We start from the raw sequence: 20,980 nt of genomic DNA on the forward strand, positions 1-20,980 counted from the left end.
TCAGTGCTGCCGGGTACCGGCGGGGGCGAGGGCGGGGGCGTCATCCATCGGGATACGGGCTGGCACGCCGTGGAAGCCGGGCTGCGTTCCGCGCAAGACGGATGCCATCACCGCGGCCACGAGGTACAGCGCGGCGAAGAGCACCACGAGTCCGAGCGCGCCGAGGGTGCCGTAGAGCAGGGCGACGAGCAGCGGGCCGGCGAACACGGCCGCGCCGATGCCGAGGTTGTAGGAGCTCATTGCGGCGCCCGGCTGCTGCGGGGCGAGCGAGACGGCGATGGCGGACAGCGGAACAAAACCGGCCAGGCCGATGCCGAAGATGGCCCCGACGATGAGCGTGAGGCCGTAGGCGAAGGGCCAGCCCTGTTCGATGGCGTAGACGGGCACGACGTAGAGGCCGATCATCGAGACGGCACAGAGCACGGCGCCGAACCAGGTGACGGTGCGGCTCCAGCCGAAGCGGTCGCCGAGCGCACCGAAGAAGAGGTTGAAGGGAATGTTCACCGCGTAGATGACGGTGGTGAGAATGAGGAACTGGCCGATGGTCCAGTCGAAGCGGTCGACGAACAGGGCCGGGAAGAAGATCGCCATGCCGTAGGTGGGGATGGAGTTGATCATGCGGGTGAGCATGACGAGCAGCACCTTGGGCTTGGTCGCGAGCAATTTCAGGCCGTAGGTGAGAACCTTGACGACCTCCTCGGGATTGTCGACGAGGGGCCGGCGGCCGATCTTCTCCTTCACGCCGATGAAGGCGACGAGGGCGCCGACCACGACGAGCACGAGGGAGACCCAGAGGGTTTCGTACATGGACAGGTGGAAGATGTCGAGCGCGCCGGTGGCGACGAGGGCGCCGAGGGTCGGGAGTCCGGCGGTGAAGGCGACGTAGAACCAGCCGATGGAGCTCGCGAGGTGCTTGGGGTTCGCGGTCGCCGTGATCCAGACCAGAAAACCGTAGGCGAAGAAGGGGTAGCCGAAGCCGCGCAGGCCGTAGGTGATGAAGATCAGCATCACGTTGCTCGAGGTGAGGGCGACGGTGAGAAAGAGCAGGTTGAAGACGACCCAGATGGCGGCGCCGATCATCATCACGCGGCGCGGGCCCCAAAGGTCTGAGAGGGCGGCGGAGAGGAAGGCGGCGATCGCCACGGCCACGCCGTAGACGGTGACGAGGGTGCCGACGAGGGGAATGCTGAAGCCGTGGTCGCCGGTGAGGTAGGGCGAGAGGATGTTGGTTTCAACGCCGTCGCCGATCATGAACAGCGCCAGCCCGATGTACCCCCAGAGCAGCGGTTTCGGCAGGCCGACTCGGTCGAGCAGGCTTTCCCGGGCCGTGCCGCCGATCGTGCCTGCGGGGGCGGCGTGGGTCGTGCCTGCTGGGTGGGTGAGAGCCGGAGCTGCCATTCTTCGCGTCCTTACGATGGGTCCAGTGATCACGAGGTACCAGTGATCGAGCGAACCAAAACTAACACACGATCTTTCATATTTAACACCGAGTCTGTTAGATCCTTGCGTGTCAGAGGCGGATACTTTCTCCGATTTAACATGAAGCGCGCGGGCATCTATCATGGCGACTATGAAGCTTGCCTCCGTCAATGACGACGATGCCCCCGACTCCGCCCCTGATTCAGCACGCGACGGCCTGACCGCCCCGGTACGCCGCAGCGAGCTGGTGCGCCACATCGAGGCCCACGGCCCCGTGCGACTGGAAGAACTCGTCGAGACCTTTCGCGTGAGCGCCATGACAATTCACCGTGACCTCGACTTTCTCGCGCGCGAGGGTCTCATCGAGCGGGTGCGGGGCGGCGCGCGCGCGAAGGCGCATCCGTTTGCCGAACAGGACGTGCGCTTGCGCCGCACGACCCGGGTGCCCCTGAAGGCGGCCCTCGCCGCCGAAGCGGCCCTGCTCATCCAGCCCGGCGATGTCGTGGCCTTCGACGACTCCACGACGGTTGCGGCCATGCTCATCCACCTCGCCGAGCGGGCACCGAGCGCGGTGGTCACCCACGCGCTCGGGCTGATGCGCGAACTGACGCTGACGCATCCGCAGATCACCCTCGTGGGCCTCGGCGGCCAGTACGTGCACGAGACGGACTCGTTTCTCGGCGCCGTCGTCGTGGAGCAGCTCGGCCGGGTCTCGGCCGACGTGGTCTTCGTGTCGACCACGGCACTGAAGAACGACGCGCTGTTCCACCCGGATGCCGCGGCCGCCGAAACGAAGCGGGCCCTGCTCGCGCGGGCCGACCGTAAGGTTCTGCTGCTCGACGACACCAAGTTCGAGGGCAAGGGCCTGTACCACGTGGCGGACCTGGCCGACTTCGACGACGTGGTCGTCAACGCCGAACTCGCCGCCGAGCACCGCGCGGGCCTCGACGCCCTCGCGGCGCGCGTGCCCACCCTGCGCATCCACTACGTCCCGACCCCCGGCTGAGGCAGGGGGCTGAGGCAGGGGGCTGAGCTACGGAAAACGCACCTTCATTTCGACAACGAAGGTGCGTTTTCCGCAACTCAACCCCAGCGGGGACTAAACGAAGGCCAGCGGGCTAGATCAGGCCTTCGGCGGTCAGCCACTCGGTCGCCACGTCGCGCGGCTCTTCGCCGTCGTTGTCGACCTGGCCGTTGAGAACGGTGATGACCTCGCTCGTGAGCGCGGCGCTGATCGGCGCCATGATCGACTCGATCGCGGGGTTCGCGTCGAGCGTTTCCTGCCGCAGGGTCAGCGCGCCCTGGTACTGCACGAAGAAGCCCAGGTCGTCGCTGAGCACGGCCAGGTCGTTCGAGACGATGCGGGCATCCGTCGAGAAGACCTCGCCGAAGTTGCAGGACTCGCCGACCTGCGTGTAGATCAGGTTGAGGTCGAGCTGCACGACCTCGGAGAACTCGAAGCCGTAGGCGGTCTGCAGGCCCGGCAGTCCGTCGTCGCGGTTGATGAACTCGGCGGCGGCGCAGACGGCCGCCTCCGACGGGTTCGCCTCGATGTAGGCGGCGGCGTCGCTCATGGTGACGAGGTCATTGTCCTCCGCGAAGGCCGTGGGAACCGCGATTCGGTAGGTGTTCTCGAACGGGGCCGGTTCGAGCCAGGCCACGCCATTGGCGGCGTCGGCCTCGGAGACGGCGGCGTACAGGTCGTCGGGGACTTCGTCGGTGCTGTTGCCGAGGATGTTGACCCAGCCGGTGCCGGTGTAGTCCCAGTACAGGTCGATCTCGTCGCTGACGAGGGCCTCGCGCACGGTCGCGCTGCCCGAGATGCCGGTGCGGTCATCCACGCTCGCGCCGGCATTTTCGAGGGCGACGGATGCGATCTGCCCCAGCAGGATGGACTCGGTGAACTCCTTGGAACCCACCGCGAGCTCGATTCCGGCGAGTTCCCCGGTGCCGGTGGCCGTGTCGGTGTCGGCGGCGCCGCATCCGCTGAGCAGAACGGCCATGCCGGCACCGAATGCCGTGAGAAGGGTGGCCTTGGTCTTCATGTTTCTTCTTTCGTAGGGGTGAATCGATCCAGCGGGGTCATCAGAGCCCGTGCGGGCGCAGGAAATCTTCGGCGAGGCCGGCGAGGTAGTCGATCAGCAGGGCCAGCACCGCGGTGAGCACGGCGCCGACCACCTGCACGAGCACCCGGTTGGTGCTGAGGCCGGCGACGATCACGTCGCCGAGGCCGCCGGCGTTGATGTAGGTGGTGAGGGTCGCGGTGCCCACGTTGATGACCAGGGCGGTACGCACCCCGGCGAGGATGATCGGCACGGACAGCGGAAGTTCGAGGCGGCGCAGCACTCCGAAGGCGGACATGCCCATGCCGCGGCCGGCTTCGAGCACGGACTCGTCGACCTGCTCGAGCCCGACCATCGTGTTGAGCAGCACCGGGATGATCGCGTACAAGACGAGGCCGACGACGGCAGCCTGGAAGCCGAGGGACAAAAACGCGACGGCGAGCAGCACGAGTACCGCGATCGTCGGCACGGCCTGGGCGATCGTGAGCAGGGTCAGCAGGTAGGGGCGCAGCCGGCGGGCGAACGGCCGGGTCAGCACCACTCCGAGCGGCACGGCGACGGCCAGGGTGATGACCGTCGAGACTGCTGTGAGCTGAATGTGTTGCCACACTGCGGTGCCGAGCGCGGTCGCATTCAGCGCGCGGGTCTCGATCGAGTCCAGCTCCTGCGCGGTGACGAACAGGTACAGGCCCAGGCAGACGGATGCGAGGATCAGCGGCATCGCGAGGTAGCCGGCCAGCGAGCGTCGCGCGGTGTGCTCGGGCTCAGGCGCCAGCACCTCGGGTCGTGGATTCTGGAGGACCGTGCTCACGAGGCGGTCACCGGGGCGTCGGCAGCGGGATCGGCAGTGGGATCGGCAGCGGGATCGGCGGGATCGGAGGGGGCGCCGACAGTGGGGTCGGTAGCGGGGTCGTCGGTGAAGCGGGCGCGTGCCCGGGCGACGGCGGCGCTGCGCATCGAGCGGATGGCGTCGGTGATCTGGTCGATGTCGACCACGCCCTGGTAGACCCCGCGGGCATCGACGACGATGCTGACGCTGAACCGGGCCGCGATCAGTTCGTTCAGGGCGTCGCTCAGGGTGGCATGCGGTTCGACGACGGCCTCGGGCACGAGTCCGATCTGGTCGAGGGGCTGTCCGGGATGGCGGTCGAGATCCTCGGCGGCGACCCAGCGGCGGGGTCGGTCGGCGTCATCGAGCACGAGCACGGCGCCCTTGTCCGAGCGGCGCAGCACGTCGAGCACCTCGGCGTTGTCGGCGCCGACCCGCACGGTGGGCCACTGGGTGAGGGTGATGTCGGAGACGTGGCTGAGGTCGAGGCGTTTGAGGGTGGCGCCGCGTCCGATGAAATCCGAGACGAAGTCGCTCGCCGGAGCGGTCAGAATCTGCTCGGGGGTGTCGTACTGGGCGATCTGCGACGGCCCCTGCAGGATGGCGATGCGGTCGCCCATCTTCAGGGCCTCGTCGATGTCGTGGGTGACGAAGACGATCGTCTTGCGCACCTCGCGCTGCAGGCGCAGAAACTCGTTCTGCAGGCGGTCGCGGGTGATCGGGTCGATGGCGCCGAAGGGTTCGTCCATGAGCATCACGTCGGGGTTCGCGCCGAGCGCCCGGGCCACGCCCACGCGCTGGCGCTGGCCGCCGGAAAGCTGCTTCGGGTAGCGGTCGCGGAAGGTTTCCGGCGCCATGTTGACCATGTTCAGCAGCTCATCCACGCGGGCGGCGACGCGGGCTTTGTCCCAGCCGAGCAGCTTCGGCACGGTCGCGACGTTCTCGCCGATGGTCTGGTGCGGAAATAGCCCGACCTGCTGGATCACGTAGCCGATGCGGCGGCGCAGGGCATCGGGGTCGGTGGTGGTGACGTCTTCGCCGTCGAGGATGATGCGGCCCGACGTGGGCTCGACGATGCGGTTGATCATCTTCATGGTGGTGGTCTTGCCACAGCCGCTCGGCCCGACGAGCACGACGATCTCGCCCTCGTAGATGTCGAGGGAGAGGTTGGAGACGGCATCCGTCGCCTGGCCCGGGAAGCGTTTGGAGAGGTTCTCGAGCCGAATCATGACCTTGCCGGTGCTGCCGGTGCTGCCGGTGCTGCTCGTGCTGAGTGTCATCGGATTCCTTCGGACGTGGTGAGCTTGCGGATGACGTAGAACAGCACGTCGAAAAGGATGGCGAGGATGACCACGCCGAGGGTGCCGGCCAGCACGAGGTTCACGGCGACCGGGGTGCCGACGCGGGCGAGGCCGGTGAAGATCAGGTCGCCGTAGCCCGGTCCGAGCACGATCGAGCCGATCGCGGCGATTCCGAGCAGCACGAGGGTCGTGACACGCACGCCGGTGATGATGACGGGCCAGGCCAGCGGAAGCTCGATCTGCCGCAGCACCTGGCCGCGGCTCATGCCCATGCCGAGTGCCGCTTCGACGATCGCCGGGTCGACCTCGCGCAGCCCGGTGATGGTGTTGCGCACGACCGGCAGCAGGCCGTAGAGGGTGAGGGCGACGACGACCGGCAGAAAGCCCAGGCCGAGCGGGCCGATCAGCAGGATGAACAGCGCGAACGACGGGATGGTCAGGAATGCCCCGGTGACCGCGAGGATCGCCTCGCGGGAGCGGGGCTGCCGGTAGCTCGCGACGCCGAGGCCCATGCCGATTGCGGTGGCCAGGAGTGCCGAGACGCCGACGACGGCGGCGTGTTCGAGGCCGAGTTGCAGCATGTCGTCCCCGCGGTTGATCAGGAATTCGACAAAATCCATGCTGGTCCTTTCGCCCGTGAGCCTGTTTCAGCCGGCCACGCCAGGCGAAGATCCGATGCGTGTGAACGCATCAGTAGTACTTAAAGGCAAGTTGCCCGTCTATAACTCTAGCTCATCGTGAAGATCCAGCCTCTGTCGGTTCCCGCCTTAGCGGAATTCGGCAGCGTGTAACTTGGCGACTTCGAGCAGCGTCGCCTGAAAGGCGACCTCGGCGGCCGCACGCACGCGGTCATGCCGGTGTGCCAGCAGGATTTGCCGCGACGGCGCGGTGGTCCCGAGTGACACGATGTTCACTCCCGGATGCTTGTTCACCACGGCCGTGCGCGGCGCCAGGGCGACTCCGAGCCCCGCGCTCACCATGGCCTGCGCTTCCTGGTAGTCGTTCGCGCGGAAGGCGATCTTGGGTGAGAAGCCGGCTGCCTGGCAGCTGCGTTGCAGCACCTCGACAACGGGGTGATTGTCGCCGCGAACGATCCATTCCTGCGTGGCGAGTTCGGTCATCTTGATGTGTTTGCGCCGGGCCAGCGGATGATCCTTCGCCACGATCAGCGCCGTCGCGTCTTCGAAAACGGGGGTCAGCGAAAACCGTTCGGGGTCGATGCGGTTCCATTCGTAGTCCCAGAGCAGCGACAGGCCGACCTGCCCGCTTTCGAGCATCTCGATCAGGTGCTCGAAGCGGCTGCTGCGCACATCCAGGTCGATGGCGGGGTACTGCTTGCGGAAGGTGTTGATGACGATCGGCAGGAAGGATCCACCGAGGGTCGGAAAGGTGCCCAGGGCGAGATTGCCCCGGCCGAGTCCGGCAATCTCGCCGAGATCGGCCTCGGCCGCGTCCATCTGACGCAGAATCTTGCGGGCATGGGCGGCAAGGACGTGGCGGGCCTCAGTGGGAACCATCCCTCGGGTCTGCCGCTGCAACAGTGGCTGGCCGATCTCCTGCTCGAGGCGTCGCAGCTGCTGCGAGACCCCGGAGGGGGAGTAGCCCAACTTGTCCGCTGCGGCCGTGATGGAGCCGAGCTCGACGACATCGAGCAGCAGAGCGAGTCTTCTAATGTCCAGCATGTCTCTCCCGTCTGAAGTGATACTTCAGGGTATTGAACAAAGCTACAGCATCGTTGCAGCACGAGTTTGTGCGCTTATACAGAAGGTTGCCGACCCTGAGCCCGGAAAAACAAGCGTTTTCTCGACATTGATTGAAGTAAAACTTTACTGCCGTGAATAAAAGTACGTTTGTGTTTCAGTCGAAATCCCCGCAGGATCGGTGAAACGAACGGCCCACACAAGCCGGTCAACGGCACCGACTCACACTGGCGTAAGGACGATCATGGCAAGCATTCCGGCAACCTGGATGCGCGGGGGAACCAGCAAGTGCTGGGTCTTCGAACGGGCAGACCTACAGGTCGCGGGCAAGACCCTCGATGAGGTGTTACTGCGTCTTTTCGGCAGTCCCGACGAACGGCAGGTGGACGGTATTGGCGGCGGCACGTCCACGACGAGCAAGGCCGTCATTCTCTCCGTCTCTGCGAACCCCGACGTCGACGTCGACTACACCTTCGCTCAGGTGGGCACTGCTGAGAACACGGTCGACTGGGGCAGTAATTGCGGTAACTGCTCCGCCGTCGTCGGACCCTACGCGATCGAACGCGGCTGGGTGACCGCGCAGAACGGTACCACCGCGGTGCGCACCCTCAATACCAACACCAACCAACTGATTCTGCAGCGGGTGCCGACGCCGGATGGCGAGGTCGAACGCACCGGCTCGCAGATGATCCCCGGTGTGCCCTTTCCGAGCATGCCGGTCGGGCTCGGTTTCTTCAACCCGGCCGGCAAGACCACCGGGCGGCTGTTCCCCACCGGTCATCCGGTCGACGAACTGACCTTCGACGGCAGCCCGGTGCGGGTCACCCTGATCGATGCCGGCGCCCCGGTGGTGATCATCGACGCCGCCGAGATCGGCCTCGGCGGGCTCGACGATCCGGCGGCCATCGACGCCGACTCCGTTCTGCTGGCCGGCCTCGAGCGATTGCGCCGCGATGCCGCCGTACGCATGGGCTTGGCCGCCACGACGGATGCCGCGGCGCGGGCCATTCCCAAGGTTGCCCTCGTGGCCCGCACACGGGCCGGTGACGATGCCGACTTCGCCGTCAGCATGCTCTCCATGGGGAGGCTGCATCCGGCGCTCGCGATCACCGGCAGCGTCGCCCTCACCATGGCTGCTCACGAAGCCGGCACCATCGTGCGGGAACTGAGCCGGGAACTGAGCCGGGAACTCGTCGGCGCCGGTGCCGGTGGTTCGACCGGGCGGACGGCGCCACGCACCGACTCACAGCTCACCATGCGCACCCCGGCCGGGCTGGTGGAGACCTTCTACGAGGATGTCGATGGCATCCCCGTCGTGGGGGCCGTGCGCAGCGCGCGTCGACTGGCCAACGCCGAGCTACTGCTGCCGGAAGTCTGGTGACCGCGCCGCTCCGAGTCGCACAGACTAGTCAGAAAGCCGCTCATATTGCCTATACAACCTGAGTCTTCAGTCACAGCGCCAGGTCACCGATACACGCACCACAATCACACGCACCAGTTCACACGTAACAAAGGAGTTGCACATGGAAGTACACATCGAGGATCTGCGCCTGGCTTACAACGGGGTCCCGGCGATTCGGGACCTCAGCCTCACCATCGGTGACGGCGAGTCGATCGTTCTGCTGGGGCAATCCGGCTGTGGCAAGACCAGCACCATGCGGTGCGTCGCCGGGCTCGAGGAGCCCACAGGAGGCAGCATCCGCATTGGTGACCGAGCCGTGTTCGACGCCGCCGCGAACATCAATATTCCCTCCCACAAACGCAATGTGGGAATGGTCTTCCAGTCCTACGCGGTCTGGCCGCACAAAACCGTGCTCGAAAACGTCGTCTTTCCACTGCGCATGAAGAAAGTCGGTCGCCGGGAGGCCCGGGCCGAGGGACTCAAGACGCTGGAGCTGGTCGGCCTGGGTCACCTCGCCGATCGAGGTGCCAGCCTGCTCAGCGGCGGTCAGATGCAGCGCGTCGCACTCGCCCGCAGCATGGCCATGAAGCCGAGCGTGCTCATGCTCGACGAGCCGCTGTCCAACCTCGACGCCCGATTGCGTGACGATCTGCGCGTGGAACTTCGGCGCATCCAGGTTGAACAGGGCCTGACGAGCCTCTACGTCACGCACGACCAGCAGGAGGCGCTCGCGCTCGCTGATCGCATCGCCATCATGCGCGACGGTGTCATCGCGCAGCTCGGCACCCCGCAGCAGATCTATTCCACCCCGGCTTCGGCCGCCATCGCCTCGTTTCTCGGGGTCACCAACGTCTTCCCGGTTACCGCCACTCACTCCGCCAACCGGGTCACGCTCACCGAGCACCCGCTCGAGCTCGCGGTGGACGACCCGATCGAGTATCCCGAATCGAGTGCCTGCATTCGACCGGACGACGTCGATGTGCGTCCGCGCGAGACTCGCATCGGCGAGCGCAACCGTTTCGGAGGCGAGGTGACGGTCGCCGTATTCCAGGGTGCCAGCATCCGCTACCAGGTCAAGCTCGCCAACGGGCCCGTGATCGACGCGATCTGCCCGCAGAACGCCCATGGAGTCCTGGCCGTCGGGACCGCCGTCGACGTGAGCATCGACCCGGCCAGCATCATGGTCCTGCCCAACGAGGTCCCCGAGGTCCGCGCCAGCGAACGGGTCGCCGCATGAGCATCACGCTCGACCGCCCGCCCGTTGACAATGCCCCGCCGCCCGCACCCAGGCCCACCGTGACACCGCGGCGACGGATGCGGATCGGTCGCTTCGTGGTGAGCGGCCCGCTGCTGCTCCTGGTCGGTTTTCTCGTGCTCGTCCCCGTGGGCTTCGTCGTGCTCGCGGCCTTCAGCACCTCGGTGCCCCGGCCGGGAAACATCGATTTCGCCCTGACCCTGGAGAATTTCCGCACCCTCGCCGATCCGAGCGTGATGAAGGCAACGGGCAACTCGCTGCTCATTGCGTCGCTCGCCACCCTCCTTGCGCTGGTCATCGGCGGCTTTCTCGCCTTCATCACGGCGAGGTCGAACGTTCCGTTCCGTGCGTTCATCTACGCCATCGGGCTGATGCCGTTGTTCCTGCCGTCGTATGTCGGCGCCCTCGCCTGGGCGATCCTCGGCAGCCCCTCGGCGGGCCTGCTCAACGTGGCGCTGCGCGATCTTGGGCTGGCTGCCGTCGTCGACGTGTACTCATTCGGCGGCGTGGTCATGGTGATGGCGATCTTCTATGCGCCCTATGCCTTTCTGATGATCCACAGCGCCATGTCCATGATGAACCCCGACCTCGAAGATGCGGCCGGCGTGCACGGTGGCTCGATGGCCCAGACCCTCAAGAACGTCACTTTCCCGCTCGCCCTGCCCGCAATCCTCGGCTCAGGCCTGCTCATCTTCATCCTCGTGCTGGAGAACTTTCCGGTAGCGCAGGTGCTGGCCACCCCGGCCGGCATCGACACGCTGCCGACCTACATCTACCGGGTCATGATGGCCACGCCGGCTCGGGGTAACGACGCGGCCACCGTCGCGATCGTGCTCGTTGCCTTCGTCTTGTTGCTCACGTCGCTGCAGCGCCGCTACCTTGCCAAACGCTCGTACACGACCGTGACCGGCAAGGGCATGAAGGCCCGCCGGGTCGACCTGGGCCGGGCTCAGTGGCCCGCGGTCGTGTTCGCCGGCGGGTATTTTCTGCTTTCGGTCGTGCTTCCCCTGCTCGCCCTGCTCCTGACCGCGGGCCGCGTCTCGCCGTACATGTCCTCGTTCCGTGACCTGGCGGCGCCCGGCGCGCTCGACTTCTCGGTTTTCGGCGAGATCCTCTCCTCCGCGTCGTTCTTCGGCGTTGCCGGTAACAGCATCTTCGTCTCCGTCCTGGCGGCGGCCCTCGGCACCGCGCTGGCCTTTGCCGTCGCGTATGTCATCAACCGCACGCGGGCCCGCGGCCGGGCGCTGCTCGAGGGAATCTCCATGGTTCCGCTCGCGGTGCCGCACATCGTGCTCGGCATCGGACTGCTCTGGACCTGGCTCATCATGCCGATTCCGCTCTACGGCACCATCTGGGTGCTGGTGGTCGCGTTCCTCGTCGTGCAGATGCCGCAGGGGCTGCGCAGCGTCAGCGCGTCGATCCAGGCCACCCACCGTGACCTGGAGGACAGTGCCGTGATGCTGGGTGCCCGCCGAGCAAAGGCAATCGCGTTCGTGACGCTGCCGCTCATGAAGGTGACACTCGCGTCGTCGTTCCTGCTGCTGCTCATGCTCAGCATGCGCGAACTGACCGTGCCGCTGTTCCTGTACACGACCGACACCAAAATTCTCTCGATAGAGATTTTCGACCTCTTCGAGAACGGCGGAGCGGCCCAGGAAGCCGCCGCCATGAGCGTCATCTACTGCGTGATCATGTTCATCGTCTCCTACCTGCCGCAGCGTTTCGGCAACCAGAAGCACTGACCATGACACCCGATCATGATCACCCCACCCAGACTTCCGGCGTCGCCGGGACGGAAAGAAGGATCTCCATGAAAAAATCGCGTATTGCGTACTCAGCACTGGCGCTGGCTACCGTACTCGGACTCACGGCCTGCGGAGCCGGCACCGACGGTGCCGGCTCGGCCGCCGGCCCCACCCGCGATGTGTCCGACGGCCTCACGATCAACGGCGAACTCATCGCTGATGCCGCCCTCATGGAGGCGGCGGCCGGCGGCACCGTCGTGATGTACACCGGGGCCAGCCCCGAGTCCGAGCAGGCGGTGCTCGACCAGTTCACGGCCGAAACCGGTATCGCCGCTGAGATGACCCGGATGGCTCCCAACAAGCTCTCCGAACGGGTCATCAGCGAGAACGCGGTCGACAAGCTCAGCGCCGAGATCATTCGCACGGCCGACAAGATGATGGCCGAGGAATTCGTCGAGCAGGGGGTGTTCGTGCCCTACGAAACTCCGTTCCAGCAGAATCTCGCATCCGTCGACGGGATCGTGCAGGAGGGCAACGGATACATCACGCACGCCTACGGCACCTACGGCATCGCGTACAACACTCAACTCGTTGATCCGGCGGATGCCCCGGGTTCGTGGGCAGAGCTGGCCGACGGTACCTGGAAGAACAAGTTCGGGCTCGTCTATGCGGGTTCCGGCGGCGGCAACACCAGCCTCGCGGCCTTCCAGATCCGCAACTTCGGTGAGGACTACCTGGCCGATCTCGACGCGTTGGAGCCGCGCATCTTCGACTCCATGTCGACGCAACTCGATGCCCTCGCTCGCGGTGAGATCGAGGTCACCCAGGTGTCGTTCCAGGGAGCCTTCGCGTCAAAGCTTGCGGGCGCACCGATCGAGGTCATCGTGCCCGACGAGGGACTGAACGGGGTCGCCTACGGAATGGGGATCACTCCTGCCGGACTCGAGAACCCGGCCGCCCAGGTCTTCTACAACTGGACCATGTCGCAGGCGGGGCAGGCCCTTCTCGCGGAGCAGTCTTACGCTCCGGCGCGTACCGACCTCGGCATCGAGAGCGAAGGTGCCGACGAAATGCAGGTCTACGAGGGCCCCGACTCAACCGACCTGGGTCTCGCCGCCGTCGATGCCTGGAAGCGCATCTTCAGCTACGCAGGTTAGGCGCGTCGGTGCCGGGCGGCTCGCGCCGACCGGTACCGTCTAGGCGGCAGGGCCTGAGAGAGGGACGCCGGACTCCGAATCGGAGCCGGCGTCTTTCGCGGGTTCGGCGCCCACGCGATTGGTGTTCAGCAGCTCGGTGATCGATCGCAGGGTTTCTGGTGAGACGTCGCCGAGCATGCGGGCGGCGAAGCTCACGACACGTTGAACCCGCACGCTCTTGACGAATTCGAGTTGGGCATCCACTCGTTCGGGCAGGTCGTCGTCGGATCCGAGCATGTACTCCGCGGGGATGCGGAAGAACTCGGCGATGCCGGTCAGCAGCGCCGGGTCGGTGACGAGCGGCCCGTCACCGGTGATCATGTAGGCCCAGCGGGCCCGGGAGAGGGTCAGGCCGCGCTCGTTGAGCCCGGCTTCGATCTGTCGAAAGGTGTAGGGAGTATTCCCCTCGGCGACGACGACATCGAGCAGCAGGTTGAGCTTGCGCGCCAACTCGAGTTGCGGGGTGACGTCCGACGAGCTCACGTCTGGCGCGGTCACCGCGCCGACCCGACCAGGGGAACCGGTACGGATGCCCGGGGCTGCGTGCGCCGTTCGGCCTCGTCGATCAGGGCTCGCTCGACCGGTGTCACGGCGATATCGGGATGAAGCAGCAGGCTGTCGCGAATCTCGACGTGCCGCCGATACAGGTGGACTCCGGGCTCGCGCACCGTGATCAGGCGCATCGGTCGCAGGTGCCGCTCGATGCTGAGCTCGGGCGTTCGCTCGAGCAGGCGTTGCCACAACGGGGTGATGCGCCAGAGCAGTCTGCGGTCGTGCCAGTCCTTGGCGGCGGCGGCGAGGGCATCCGCTGCCGCGGTCAGGCCGAGGCCCAGGACGAGGCTGATCGGGGAGCCGAGCAGGGTCAGCGTGTAGGCGGTTCGCGCCCAGCCGACCAGCAGGTAGTCCGGGTAGAGAACGGCGAGTACGGCACTCGTCAGGCTAATGAGCGCATAGGTGAAAACCCCGAGGCAGGCCAGCAGCACCAATCCCAGCGAGACCAGCGTGACCGGGCGGCGCTGGCGGCGCAGGTCGGTGACGCAGGCGGCGCCGAAGGACACCGCGAAGATGCCCATGGCGATCCAGGTCGTGGCCGCGTAGGCGGTGAAATCCCAGCGAGGGATGAACGACGCGGAGATGTCGTCGGTGATTCGCCAGTCGCTGCCGAAGAACAGGATCGCCTGGGCTGCAACGATCGCCGCGGTGATGAGCACCGTGGCGCGGGTGCGTGCTCGGGTGAGGCCGCGGGGCGACATGGCCTGCTGCACGATGACGTCGAGCAGGGCGATGGCCACGATGGTCAGCGCGTGGAAGATGAAATAGGTCACGTTGCCGTTGCCGAGCAGCGCATCGACGGGCCGGTACACCGGTTGGGGCATCAGGGTCATGGTCACCGCGAAGACCACCAGGAACAGCAGGAGGGGGCGGCGGTGGCCGCGAATGGCCGAGGGGACGCACACGGCGGCGGCGATCCAGAAGACGGCCGAGAGCGTGAAAAGAATGGTCTGCACTTAGAGAACGCGTCCGAATCCGGTAGGGGTGCCGTGGGCCGCGTCGGGCCCATCGTGCAGCATGATGAGGGCCAAACGGTCACCGATCGCCTCGGCCAGGGCCTCCTGCTCATCGGTGAAGCCGCTTCGGGCCAGCGCGAAAGCGATCGCGTCGAGGGGGATCAGCGGTGCCAGACGGGCGATACGCTCCACCGAGATTCGCTCCTTCTTGTGGCCGAGAATCATGTGGCCGAACTCGTGGTTGATGAACTGCTGGCGATGAACCGGCGAGGTGGTGGGTGCCAGATGGATGCGCTCGAAATTCTCACCGGCCACTTCGATCCAGAGGCCGCAGACACCGGCTTCGAGCATTCGGGCGGATGCGTTCTGCACGACGATCTTTTTCCCCCGCACCGATTCCATGTGTTGGTGCAACCGCTCAGCCGTCAACGGTCGGGGTAGCCCGAGCTCGGTGACCATCAACTGCGCCTGTTTCTGGCGTGACTCGTAACCCATTCGATACCCCCTATTTGCCCGCTCAGCCTACCCCCGTCGCGAGCCGGCCAGGGCGGAATACGGCCCGGGTACCCTGGCGCAGCCCCCGGACAGGGTACGATAGACATGTCTAACGCGGATCTATGGGGAGGATCAGTTGTGACATCGCTCGATAGCGGCGGCAACGTGGGGGCTCTGATACCGGTGCCTGGCACTCGGTATGACCGTCCAGCCATCGAGCGGGCGCTGCGTTCCGCGTGGAATTTGCGCCGGCGCCCCCGTCACGGGGGCGCCGAGACGCAGACGCCTCGAGCGGCGGTCCCCGACAGTGCGCGGGCCGATCAAATTGCGGCGCGGTGGCTGCGCGGACTCATTCCTGCCGCGCCCGATCAGAACACGATCGTCACCTTCGACAGCTGGCACCACCCGGGTGCGGCCACCGAAATCGCCGTCGACGCTCGGGGCATCCTCGCCGTTGCCAACCTGCCCGTCGTTCACACGGCCCTGCGCATCATCAATTCCGGGCATAGCGTCGTCGTGCAGGTGAGGACCGGGCAGACCGTGCGGGTGTGGGTGTTCAATCGCAAGAGCGTGCAGGCCATCGACGCTGCAACCCTCGAACAGAATCACCTGCGCAATGGTCTGGCGCTCGACCGGGGCGATGCATCTCGGCCCACCGGCGTCCGGTTCGCGACGGGCTGGATCGTGACCGGCGAACCGGGCGGTGCCCGACGCGCGAAACCGGCCCGGAGCGAGAAACCGGCCCGGAGCGCGAAACCGGCCCGGAGCGCACGGGCGGCCCGGCAGATGGCCGGTCGCAGAAAGCCGGCACGGCTGCCGAAATCAGCATAGGGTTTCTAAGAACAGCTCTTTTTTGCGCCAAACGGGCGAGGAGCAGCAGGGAGATTGATGCTTTCATTCACCAGTCCCACGCAGCGGCTCACCCTGCGTACGCTCGGCCTGCTGGCCGCGGGAACCCTCGCGGCCCTCGTCGTCGGCACCGGAGGCGCTGCCGAGCCGGCGGTCGCCGCGAACAGCAGCCATCCCATCGGCTCCTGGGAGAAATATCCGTGGTCGTCGACGCTGTACCGGGTCGGTACCGAGTTCTCCGCGACCGCCCAGACCTACGCACAATGGGAAGCGGCTGGTTTCCCCGGATATGAAACCGAACTCGTTCTGGGCAGCAGCGTCTGGAACTACGTCACCAACTCGGACGAAATCATCGTCGGCCCCATGACGAGCGACAACCACCCGCAGTTCGACCTGCCCCACCACGTGACACCGAGCGAGTGGGTCGCGATCGGCTCGCCGATGCCCACCAGCCAGCACCGCGTCGGATTCATCAAGACGGCCTCGAGCGACAATGTCTATGAGTGTGCCGGATATGAATCCACCTACCACCCGCGTTTGTTGAGCTACGACAGCTGGGCGCGATCGGGAACGCCGACGCCGGTTGTCGTCGCGTCGATCACGGCGCGTTGCCCCTGACACGCCCCTGACCGCGCGCCCCTGACCGGGCCGCCCCACCGTGCGCTGCACCCGGGGCGGCCGGGGCGTCGCAGTGTGTGACGCCCCGATTCGCGGCCCAGTCGTCGGTCCGGCGCGCCGGATACGCTGGGCGGATGAGCGAAACACCCCGCACGGAAACACCCCGCACGGCTGGAACGGTCCCCTTTCACCCCGGCCCGGCACATCCCGGCCAGGCGCAGGCCCCGCTGCCGGCTCGCTCTGCGGCCCTGCTGCACGCACTGCGCACGACCGTCGTCATCGCCGACGGCGCCATGGGCACCATGCTGCAGGAACACAACCCCACCCTCGACGACTACCAGCAGCTCGAGGGCTGCAACGAGATTCTCAACGTGAGCCGCCCCGACATCATCGCGGCCATCCACGATGTCTACCTCGAAACCGGTATCGACGCCATCGAGACCAATACCTTCGGCGCGAACTGGTCCAACCTCTCCGACTACGGCATCGAAGACCGCATCGAAGAACTCGCCCGGATCGGTGCCGAGATCGCCCGCGCCAGCGCCGAGGCCTTCGAGGCCCGCGACGGCCGCGTGCGCTGGGTGCTCGGGTCGATGGGCCCCGGAACCAAGCTGCCGAGCCTCGGGCACACCACCTACGCGCACCTCAAGGCGACGTTCGCCGAGCAGGCCCTCGGCCTGATCCGCGGCGGCGCCGACGCGTTCCTCATCGAAACCTCGCAGGACCTGCTGCAGACCAAGAGCGCGGTGAACGGATGCAAACAGGCCGTCGCCGAGAGCGGCATCCGTCTGCCCATTTTCGTCGAAGTGACGGTCGAGACCACCGGAACCATGCTGATGGGCAGTGAGATCGGCGCGGCGCTCACCGCGCTCGAACCGCTCGGAATCGACGCGATCGGCCTCAACTGCGCAACCGGGCCGACTGAGATGAGCGAGCACCTGCGGCACCTGTCGAAGTACTCGCGGGTGCCGGTGATCTGCATGCCCAACGCGGGGCTGCCGCAGCTGACCAAGTCGGGCGCGAGCTATCCGCTGACCCCCGACCAGCTCGCCACCGCGCACGAGCAGTTCGTGAAGGAATTCGGGCTGGGCCTCGTGGGCGGATGCTGCGGCACCACCCCCGCACACCTGACCGCCGTGGTCGAACGGTTGCGGGGGACCCCCGTGAAGGAGCGCGTGCTCGAAAGAGACCCCGGAGTCGCGAGCCTGTACCAGCACGTCAGTTTCGACCAGGACAGTGCCTTTCTCGCGATCGGGGAGCGTACCAACGCCAACGGCTCGCGCGCTTTCCGCGATGCGATGCTCGCCGAGAACTGGGACGACTGCGTCGACATCGCCCGCAGCCAGGTACGTGACGGCGCCCACCTGCTCGACGTCTGCATCGACTACGTCGGCCGCGACGGCGTCGCCGACATGAAGCAGGTCGTCTCCCGGCTCGCGAGCGCGTCGACGCTGCCGCTCGTCGTCGATTCCACCGAACCCGCGGTGCTGCAGGCCGGCATGGAACTGATCGGCGGCCGCCCCGTCGTCAACTCGGTCAACTTCGAAGACGGCGAGAGCGCCACCTCACGGTTCGGCCGCATCATGCCGCTGGTGAAGGAGCACGGCGCCGCCGTGATCGCCCTGACTATCGACGAGGAGGGCCAGGCCCGCACCGCCGAGCACAAAGTGCGCATCGCGACCCGGCTCGTCGACACGCTCGTCAACGTCTGGGGGATGCGGGTCGAGGACATCATCGTCGACGCCCTCACCTTTCCGATCGCGACCGGTCAGGAGGAAACCCGCCGCGACGGCATCGAGACCATCGAGGCGATTCGCCAGATCAAAGCCAAGTATCCCGGCATCCACACCACCCTCGGCGTGTCGAACGTGTCGTTCGGGTTGAACCCGGCGGCCCGTTCGGTGCTCAACTCGGTGTTCCTGCACGAGGCAACCGAGGCCGGCCTCGACTCGGCGATCGTGAACTCGGCCAAGATCGTGCCGCTCGCCTCGGTGCCAGACGATCGCCGCAAGGTCGCCCTCGACCTGGTCTGGGACCGCCGCGAGTACGACGCCGAGGGCACCCTCACCTACGACCCGCTCGTCGCGCTGCTCGACCTGTTCGCCGGCGTCGATTCCGCCGCCCTGAAGGACGAACGCGCCGCCGAACTCGCCGCGCTGCCGGTGGGGGAACGCCTGGAGCGTCGCATCATCGACGGTGAGGCCAAGGGCCTCGAGGCCGACCTCGACCTCGCCCGCGCCGGCGGACTGAGCGCCCTCGACATCGTCAACGTGCACCTGCTCGTGGGTATGCAGGTCGTCGGCGCCCGGTTCGGCAGCGGCGAGATGCAGCTGCCGTTCGTGCTGCAGTCTGCCGAGGTCATGAAGGCCGCCGTCGCCCTGCTCGAACCCCACATGGAGAAATCCGAGGCGGCCGGCAAGGGCACGATCGTGCTCGGCACCGTGCGGGGCGACGTGCACGACATCGGCAAGAACCTCGTCGACATCATCCTCACCAACAACGGCTACGACGTGATCAATATCGGCATCAAACAGCCGATCGCGGAGTTCATCCGGGTCGCCGAGGAGCAGAACGCCGACGTCATCGGCATGAGTGGGCTGCTCGTGAAGTCGACCGTGGTGATGAAGGAGAACCTGCTTGAACTCGAGTCGCGCGGGCTCGCTCTGAAATGGCCGATTCTGCTCGGCGGCGCTGCGTTGACGAGGTCGTATGTCGAAGACGACCTCGACAGCGTCTTCGGCGGCCAGGTGCGCTACGCCCGCGACGCCTTCGAGGGCCTCGCCCTGATGGAGCCGCTCGTCGCGATCGCCCGCGGCGCCGACCCCGCTTCCGTGGGCCTGCCAGCGCTGAAGAAGCGCATCCACAAGAAGAGCCTGCTCACCCTGACCGAACCCGAGGAGATGCCGACCCGCTCGGAGGTCGCCCGGGACAACACGATTCCGGTGCCGCCGTTCTGGGGCACCCGTATCGTCAAAGGCGTGGCGCTGGCCGAGTTCTCGGCCTTCCTCGACGAACGCGCCACGTTCATGGGGCAGTGGGGCCTGAAGCCCAGCCGCGCCGAAGATGGCGCGAGCTACCAGGAACTCGTCGACACGGTCGGTCGGCCCAGGCTGCGCTACTGGCTCGACCGCATTCTCGGGGAGGGGATGCTCGACGCATCCGTCGCCTACGGCTACTTTCCCGCCGTCGCCGAGGGCAACGACCTCGTTGTGCTGCACCACGGCGACGACCCCACCGGCCTCGTCGGCCCGGCCGGCCTGCTCGCGCCCGACGGCGGCTCGGGCGGCGTCGTCGGCAGCGACCGGCTGCGGTTCAACTTTCCCCGGCAGCGCCGCGACAAGCATCTCTGCCTGGCCGACTTCGTGCGGCCGAGAGAGAGCGCGCAGACGGATGTTGTCGCGCTGCAACTCGTCACGGCCGGCTCCCACGTCGACTCGGTCACCGCGAAGCTGTTCGCCGATAACTCATACCGCGACTACATGGAACTCAACGGGCTCACCATGCAGCTCACCGAGGCCCTCGCCGAGTACTGGCACTCCCGCATCCGCGCCGAATTCGGGGTCGGCGGTGAAGACCCGACCGACGTCGCCGGCATGTTCAAGCTCGAATACCGCGGCGCGCGCTTCTCGCTGGGGTACCCGGCCTGCCCCGAGATGGAGGACCGCCGCAAGGTCGTCGAGCTGCTGAAGCCCGAGCGCATGGGCGTCGTGCTGTCGGAGGAGCTACAGCTGCACCCGGAGCAGTCGACGGATGCCTTCGTGTTTCACCACCCGGAGGCCAAGTACTTCTCGGTGTAGCTCCTTGATCTGTTGATTCTCGCGCGACCTTCACGACGCACGCCTGATCGTTGCACTCACCTCGCCGCTCGCGAGCTGGATATAGCCGTGCGAACGTGGGTTCGCGGGGCTTCTAGGCGCCTTGCTGGTCGACAGGGGGGTGTTCGGCGACGCAGAAGAGGTTACCTTCCGGATCGGCAAGGGTGGTCCACTCCACGTGCGGGTACTCGTCCAGGACATCCCAGTGGTAGACGGCACCGAGACGGATCAGACGTTCGACCTCCGCCTGTCGCGACCCCCACGGGACCGTCAGGTCCAGGTGAGAGGCCTGATGTGCGGGGCGGGGAGCCGTCTCGGGCTGGAAAAACATCGCGAATCCACTCGGGCCGACAGGGGGCAGGTAGACGCTGTTGCCACCGGGAGACGGCAGGGCGCCGGTGACGGCCGCCCAAAAATCGGCAAGCGTGGTTGGATTCTGAGCCTCGAGGTTGATCGCACCGAGGGTGATCTGATGAGTCGTCATTGGAGCCACGATATCAAGGCCTCCACGGGGTTCACTGCGGGGTGAGAAACCACGGATGCTGAGGCCCGCCGACAGCGCGCACAGTTTTCCACAGGGTCGCGATGTGGCGAGTTATCCACAGGAAGCCCTGATCATGGGGCTTTTGTCGGAGGCGCTGTCGGAGGGAATGTCAGTGGTGGGTGAGAAAATTTCACTATGACAACCTTCCACCGATGCCCTCCAAGCCAGCACCGCGCTCGTCGCCGCTGCTGTCGCCGCTGCTGTTGCCGCGGCGGTCGGCGGGCGGTTCTGTTGTGACGCA

18 protein-coding genes are annotated in these 20,980 nt (G+C 66.5%); 8 read left to right on the forward strand and 10 right to left on the reverse strand.

Annotated features, from left to right (window positions below):
* Positions 1 to 1,398, reverse strand: coding sequence for an MFS transporter (locus tag D6T64_RS18865; RefSeq protein WP_119976215.1), 1,398 nt, complete (start codon positions 1,396 to 1,398; stop codon positions 1 to 3).
* Positions 1,399 to 1,570: 172 nt separating this feature from the next.
* Here D6T64_RS18865 and D6T64_RS18870 point away from each other — a divergent pair, with 172 nt between their 5' ends.
* Complete coding sequence (locus D6T64_RS18870; protein WP_158594924.1) at positions 1,571 to 2,425, forward strand: DeoR/GlpR family DNA-binding transcription regulator; 855 nt, start codon at positions 1,571 to 1,573, stop codon at positions 2,423 to 2,425.
* A 112-nt stretch (positions 2,426 to 2,537) separates the two neighbouring features.
* Here D6T64_RS18870 and D6T64_RS18875 read toward each other — a convergent pair whose 3' ends face one another.
* The 5 genes from D6T64_RS18875 to D6T64_RS18895 all read right to left on the reverse strand — a co-directional run bounded on the left by D6T64_RS18875 (position 2,538) and on the right by D6T64_RS18895 (position 7,294).
* Positions 2,538 to 3,464, reverse strand: coding sequence for a glycine betaine ABC transporter substrate-binding protein (locus D6T64_RS18875; RefSeq protein ID WP_119976217.1), 927 nt, complete (start codon positions 3,462 to 3,464; stop codon positions 2,538 to 2,540).
* Positions 3,465 to 3,504: 40 nt separating this feature from the next.
* Entirely contained in the window at positions 3,505 to 4,293 is a 789-nt protein-coding gene (locus D6T64_RS18880; RefSeq protein WP_233551412.1) for an ABC transporter permease, read from the reverse strand.
* Positions 4,290 to 5,591 carry a betaine/proline/choline family ABC transporter ATP-binding protein gene (locus D6T64_RS18885; protein ID WP_119976218.1) on the reverse strand — a complete coding sequence of 434 codons (1,302 nt, stop codon included), beginning with the start codon at positions 5,589 to 5,591 and terminating at the stop codon, positions 4,290 to 4,292. Before D6T64_RS18885 ends, D6T64_RS18880 begins: the two co-directional genes overlap by 4 nt.
* Positions 5,588 to 6,232 (reverse strand): ABC transporter permease, encoded by a 645-nt coding sequence (locus D6T64_RS18890; protein ID WP_119976219.1) that lies wholly within the window; start codon positions 6,230 to 6,232, stop codon positions 5,588 to 5,590. The genes D6T64_RS18885 and D6T64_RS18890 overlap by 4 nt, the downstream gene beginning before the upstream one ends.
* A gap of 147 nt (positions 6,233 to 6,379) precedes the next feature.
* Positions 6,380 to 7,294 carry a LysR family transcriptional regulator gene (locus D6T64_RS18895; protein ID WP_119976220.1) on the reverse strand — a complete coding sequence of 305 codons (915 nt, stop codon included), beginning with the start codon at positions 7,292 to 7,294 and terminating at the stop codon, positions 6,380 to 6,382.
* 262 nt (positions 7,295 to 7,556) lie between these two features.
* Here D6T64_RS18895 and D6T64_RS18900 point away from each other — a divergent pair, with 262 nt between their 5' ends.
* The 4 genes from D6T64_RS18900 to D6T64_RS18915 all read left to right on the forward strand — a co-directional run bounded on the left by D6T64_RS18900 (position 7,557) and on the right by D6T64_RS18915 (position 12,871).
* A complete protein-coding gene (locus D6T64_RS18900) occupies positions 7,557 to 8,693 on the forward strand; it encodes a PrpF domain-containing protein (RefSeq protein ID WP_119976221.1) in 1,137 nt (378 codons plus the stop codon).
* Between the two features lie 142 nt (positions 8,694 to 8,835).
* Entirely contained in the window at positions 8,836 to 9,951 is a 1,116-nt protein-coding gene (locus D6T64_RS18905; protein ID WP_119976222.1) for an ABC transporter ATP-binding protein, read from the forward strand.
* Complete coding sequence (locus tag D6T64_RS18910) at positions 9,948 to 11,711, forward strand: ABC transporter permease (protein ID WP_119976223.1); 1,764 nt, start codon at positions 9,948 to 9,950, stop codon at positions 11,709 to 11,711. The genes D6T64_RS18905 and D6T64_RS18910 overlap by 4 nt, the downstream gene beginning before the upstream one ends.
* Positions 11,712 to 11,779: 68 nt before the next feature.
* Complete coding sequence (locus tag D6T64_RS18915; RefSeq protein WP_158594925.1) at positions 11,780 to 12,871, forward strand: ABC transporter substrate-binding protein; 1,092 nt, start codon at positions 11,780 to 11,782, stop codon at positions 12,869 to 12,871.
* Positions 12,872 to 12,910: 39 nt separating this feature from the next.
* Here D6T64_RS18915 and D6T64_RS18920 read toward each other — a convergent pair whose 3' ends face one another.
* Genes D6T64_RS18920 through D6T64_RS18930 form a run of 3 tightly spaced genes read right to left on the reverse strand, consistent with a single transcriptional unit; the run spans position 12,911 to position 14,913 of the window.
* The gene (locus D6T64_RS18920) at positions 12,911 to 13,408 is read right to left on the reverse strand and encodes a hypothetical protein (RefSeq protein WP_199719227.1); all 498 of its coding nucleotides are present in this window, start codon (positions 13,406 to 13,408) and stop codon (positions 12,911 to 12,913) included.
* Positions 13,405 to 14,418, reverse strand: coding sequence for an MAB_1171c family putative transporter (locus tag D6T64_RS18925; protein ID WP_119976225.1), 1,014 nt, complete (start codon positions 14,416 to 14,418; stop codon positions 13,405 to 13,407). The genes D6T64_RS18920 and D6T64_RS18925 overlap by 4 nt, the downstream gene beginning before the upstream one ends.
* Positions 14,419 to 14,913: an ImmA/IrrE family metallo-endopeptidase gene (locus D6T64_RS18930; RefSeq protein ID WP_147364618.1), complete on the reverse strand. Its 495-nt coding sequence runs from the start codon at positions 14,911 to 14,913 to the stop codon at positions 14,419 to 14,421.
* A 138-nt stretch (positions 14,914 to 15,051) separates the two neighbouring features.
* Here D6T64_RS18930 and D6T64_RS18935 point away from each other — a divergent pair, with 138 nt between their 5' ends.
* The 3 genes from D6T64_RS18935 (at position 15,052) to metH (ending at position 20,177) form a co-directional block, all read left to right on the forward strand.
* A complete protein-coding gene (locus D6T64_RS18935) occupies positions 15,052 to 15,744 on the forward strand; it encodes a hypothetical protein (RefSeq protein ID WP_147364619.1) in 693 nt (230 codons plus the stop codon).
* A gap of 57 nt (positions 15,745 to 15,801) precedes the next feature.
* Positions 15,802 to 16,380 (forward strand): hypothetical protein, encoded by a 579-nt coding sequence (locus D6T64_RS18940; protein WP_119976228.1) that lies wholly within the window; start codon positions 15,802 to 15,804, stop codon positions 16,378 to 16,380.
* A gap of 134 nt (positions 16,381 to 16,514) precedes the next feature.
* A complete protein-coding gene (gene metH / locus D6T64_RS18945; RefSeq protein ID WP_119976229.1) occupies positions 16,515 to 20,177 on the forward strand; it encodes a methionine synthase in 3,663 nt (1,220 codons plus the stop codon).
* 112 nt (positions 20,178 to 20,289) lie between these two features.
* Here metH and D6T64_RS18950 read toward each other — a convergent pair whose 3' ends face one another.
* Positions 20,290 to 20,679 carry a VOC family protein gene (locus D6T64_RS18950; RefSeq protein ID WP_119976230.1) on the reverse strand — a complete coding sequence of 130 codons (390 nt, stop codon included), beginning with the start codon at positions 20,677 to 20,679 and terminating at the stop codon, positions 20,290 to 20,292.
* Between the last annotated feature and the right edge of the window lie 301 nt (positions 20,680 to 20,980).

Origin of the sequence: Cryobacterium melibiosiphilum (assembly GCF_003602235.1) — a bacterium.
Lineage (GTDB): Bacteria > Actinomycetota > Actinomycetes > Actinomycetales > Microbacteriaceae > Cryobacterium > Cryobacterium melibiosiphilum.

Excerpts from the sequence above, each read along its gene's own strand:
- D6T64_RS18900 (WP_119976221.1), top strand. The coding sequence starts at position 7,557 with ATGGCAAGCATTCCGGCAACCTGGATGCGCGGGGGAACCAGCAAGTGC.
- D6T64_RS18865 (WP_119976215.1), bottom strand. The coding sequence starts at position 1,398 with ATGGCAGCTCCGGCTCTCACCCACCCAGCAGGCACGACCCACGCCGCC.
- D6T64_RS18940 (WP_119976228.1), top strand. The coding sequence starts at position 15,802 with ATGCTTTCATTCACCAGTCCCACGCAGCGGCTCACCCTGCGTACGCTC.
- D6T64_RS18950 (WP_119976230.1), bottom strand. The coding sequence starts at position 20,679 with ATGACGACTCATCAGATCACCCTCGGTGCGATCAACCTCGAGGCTCAG.
- D6T64_RS18910 (WP_119976223.1), top strand. The coding sequence starts at position 9,948 with ATGAGCATCACGCTCGACCGCCCGCCCGTTGACAATGCCCCGCCGCCC.
- D6T64_RS18905 (WP_119976222.1), top strand. The coding sequence starts at position 8,836 with ATGGAAGTACACATCGAGGATCTGCGCCTGGCTTACAACGGGGTCCCG.
- metH (WP_119976229.1), top strand. The coding sequence starts at position 16,515 with ATGAGCGAAACACCCCGCACGGAAACACCCCGCACGGCTGGAACGGTC.
- D6T64_RS18930 (WP_147364618.1), bottom strand. The coding sequence starts at position 14,913 with ATGGGTTACGAGTCACGCCAGAAACAGGCGCAGTTGATGGTCACCGAG.
- D6T64_RS18890 (WP_119976219.1), bottom strand. The coding sequence starts at position 6,232 with ATGGATTTTGTCGAATTCCTGATCAACCGCGGGGACGACATGCTGCAA.
- D6T64_RS18875 (WP_119976217.1), bottom strand. The coding sequence starts at position 3,464 with ATGAAGACCAAGGCCACCCTTCTCACGGCATTCGGTGCCGGCATGGCC.
- D6T64_RS18915 (WP_158594925.1), top strand. The coding sequence starts at position 11,780 with ATGAAAAAATCGCGTATTGCGTACTCAGCACTGGCGCTGGCTACCGTA.
- D6T64_RS18895 (WP_119976220.1), bottom strand. The coding sequence starts at position 7,294 with ATGCTGGACATTAGAAGACTCGCTCTGCTGCTCGATGTCGTCGAGCTC.
- D6T64_RS18885 (WP_119976218.1), bottom strand. The coding sequence starts at position 5,591 with ATGACACTCAGCACGAGCAGCACCGGCAGCACCGGCAGCACCGGCAAG.
- D6T64_RS18870 (WP_158594924.1), top strand. The coding sequence starts at position 1,571 with ATGAAGCTTGCCTCCGTCAATGACGACGATGCCCCCGACTCCGCCCCT.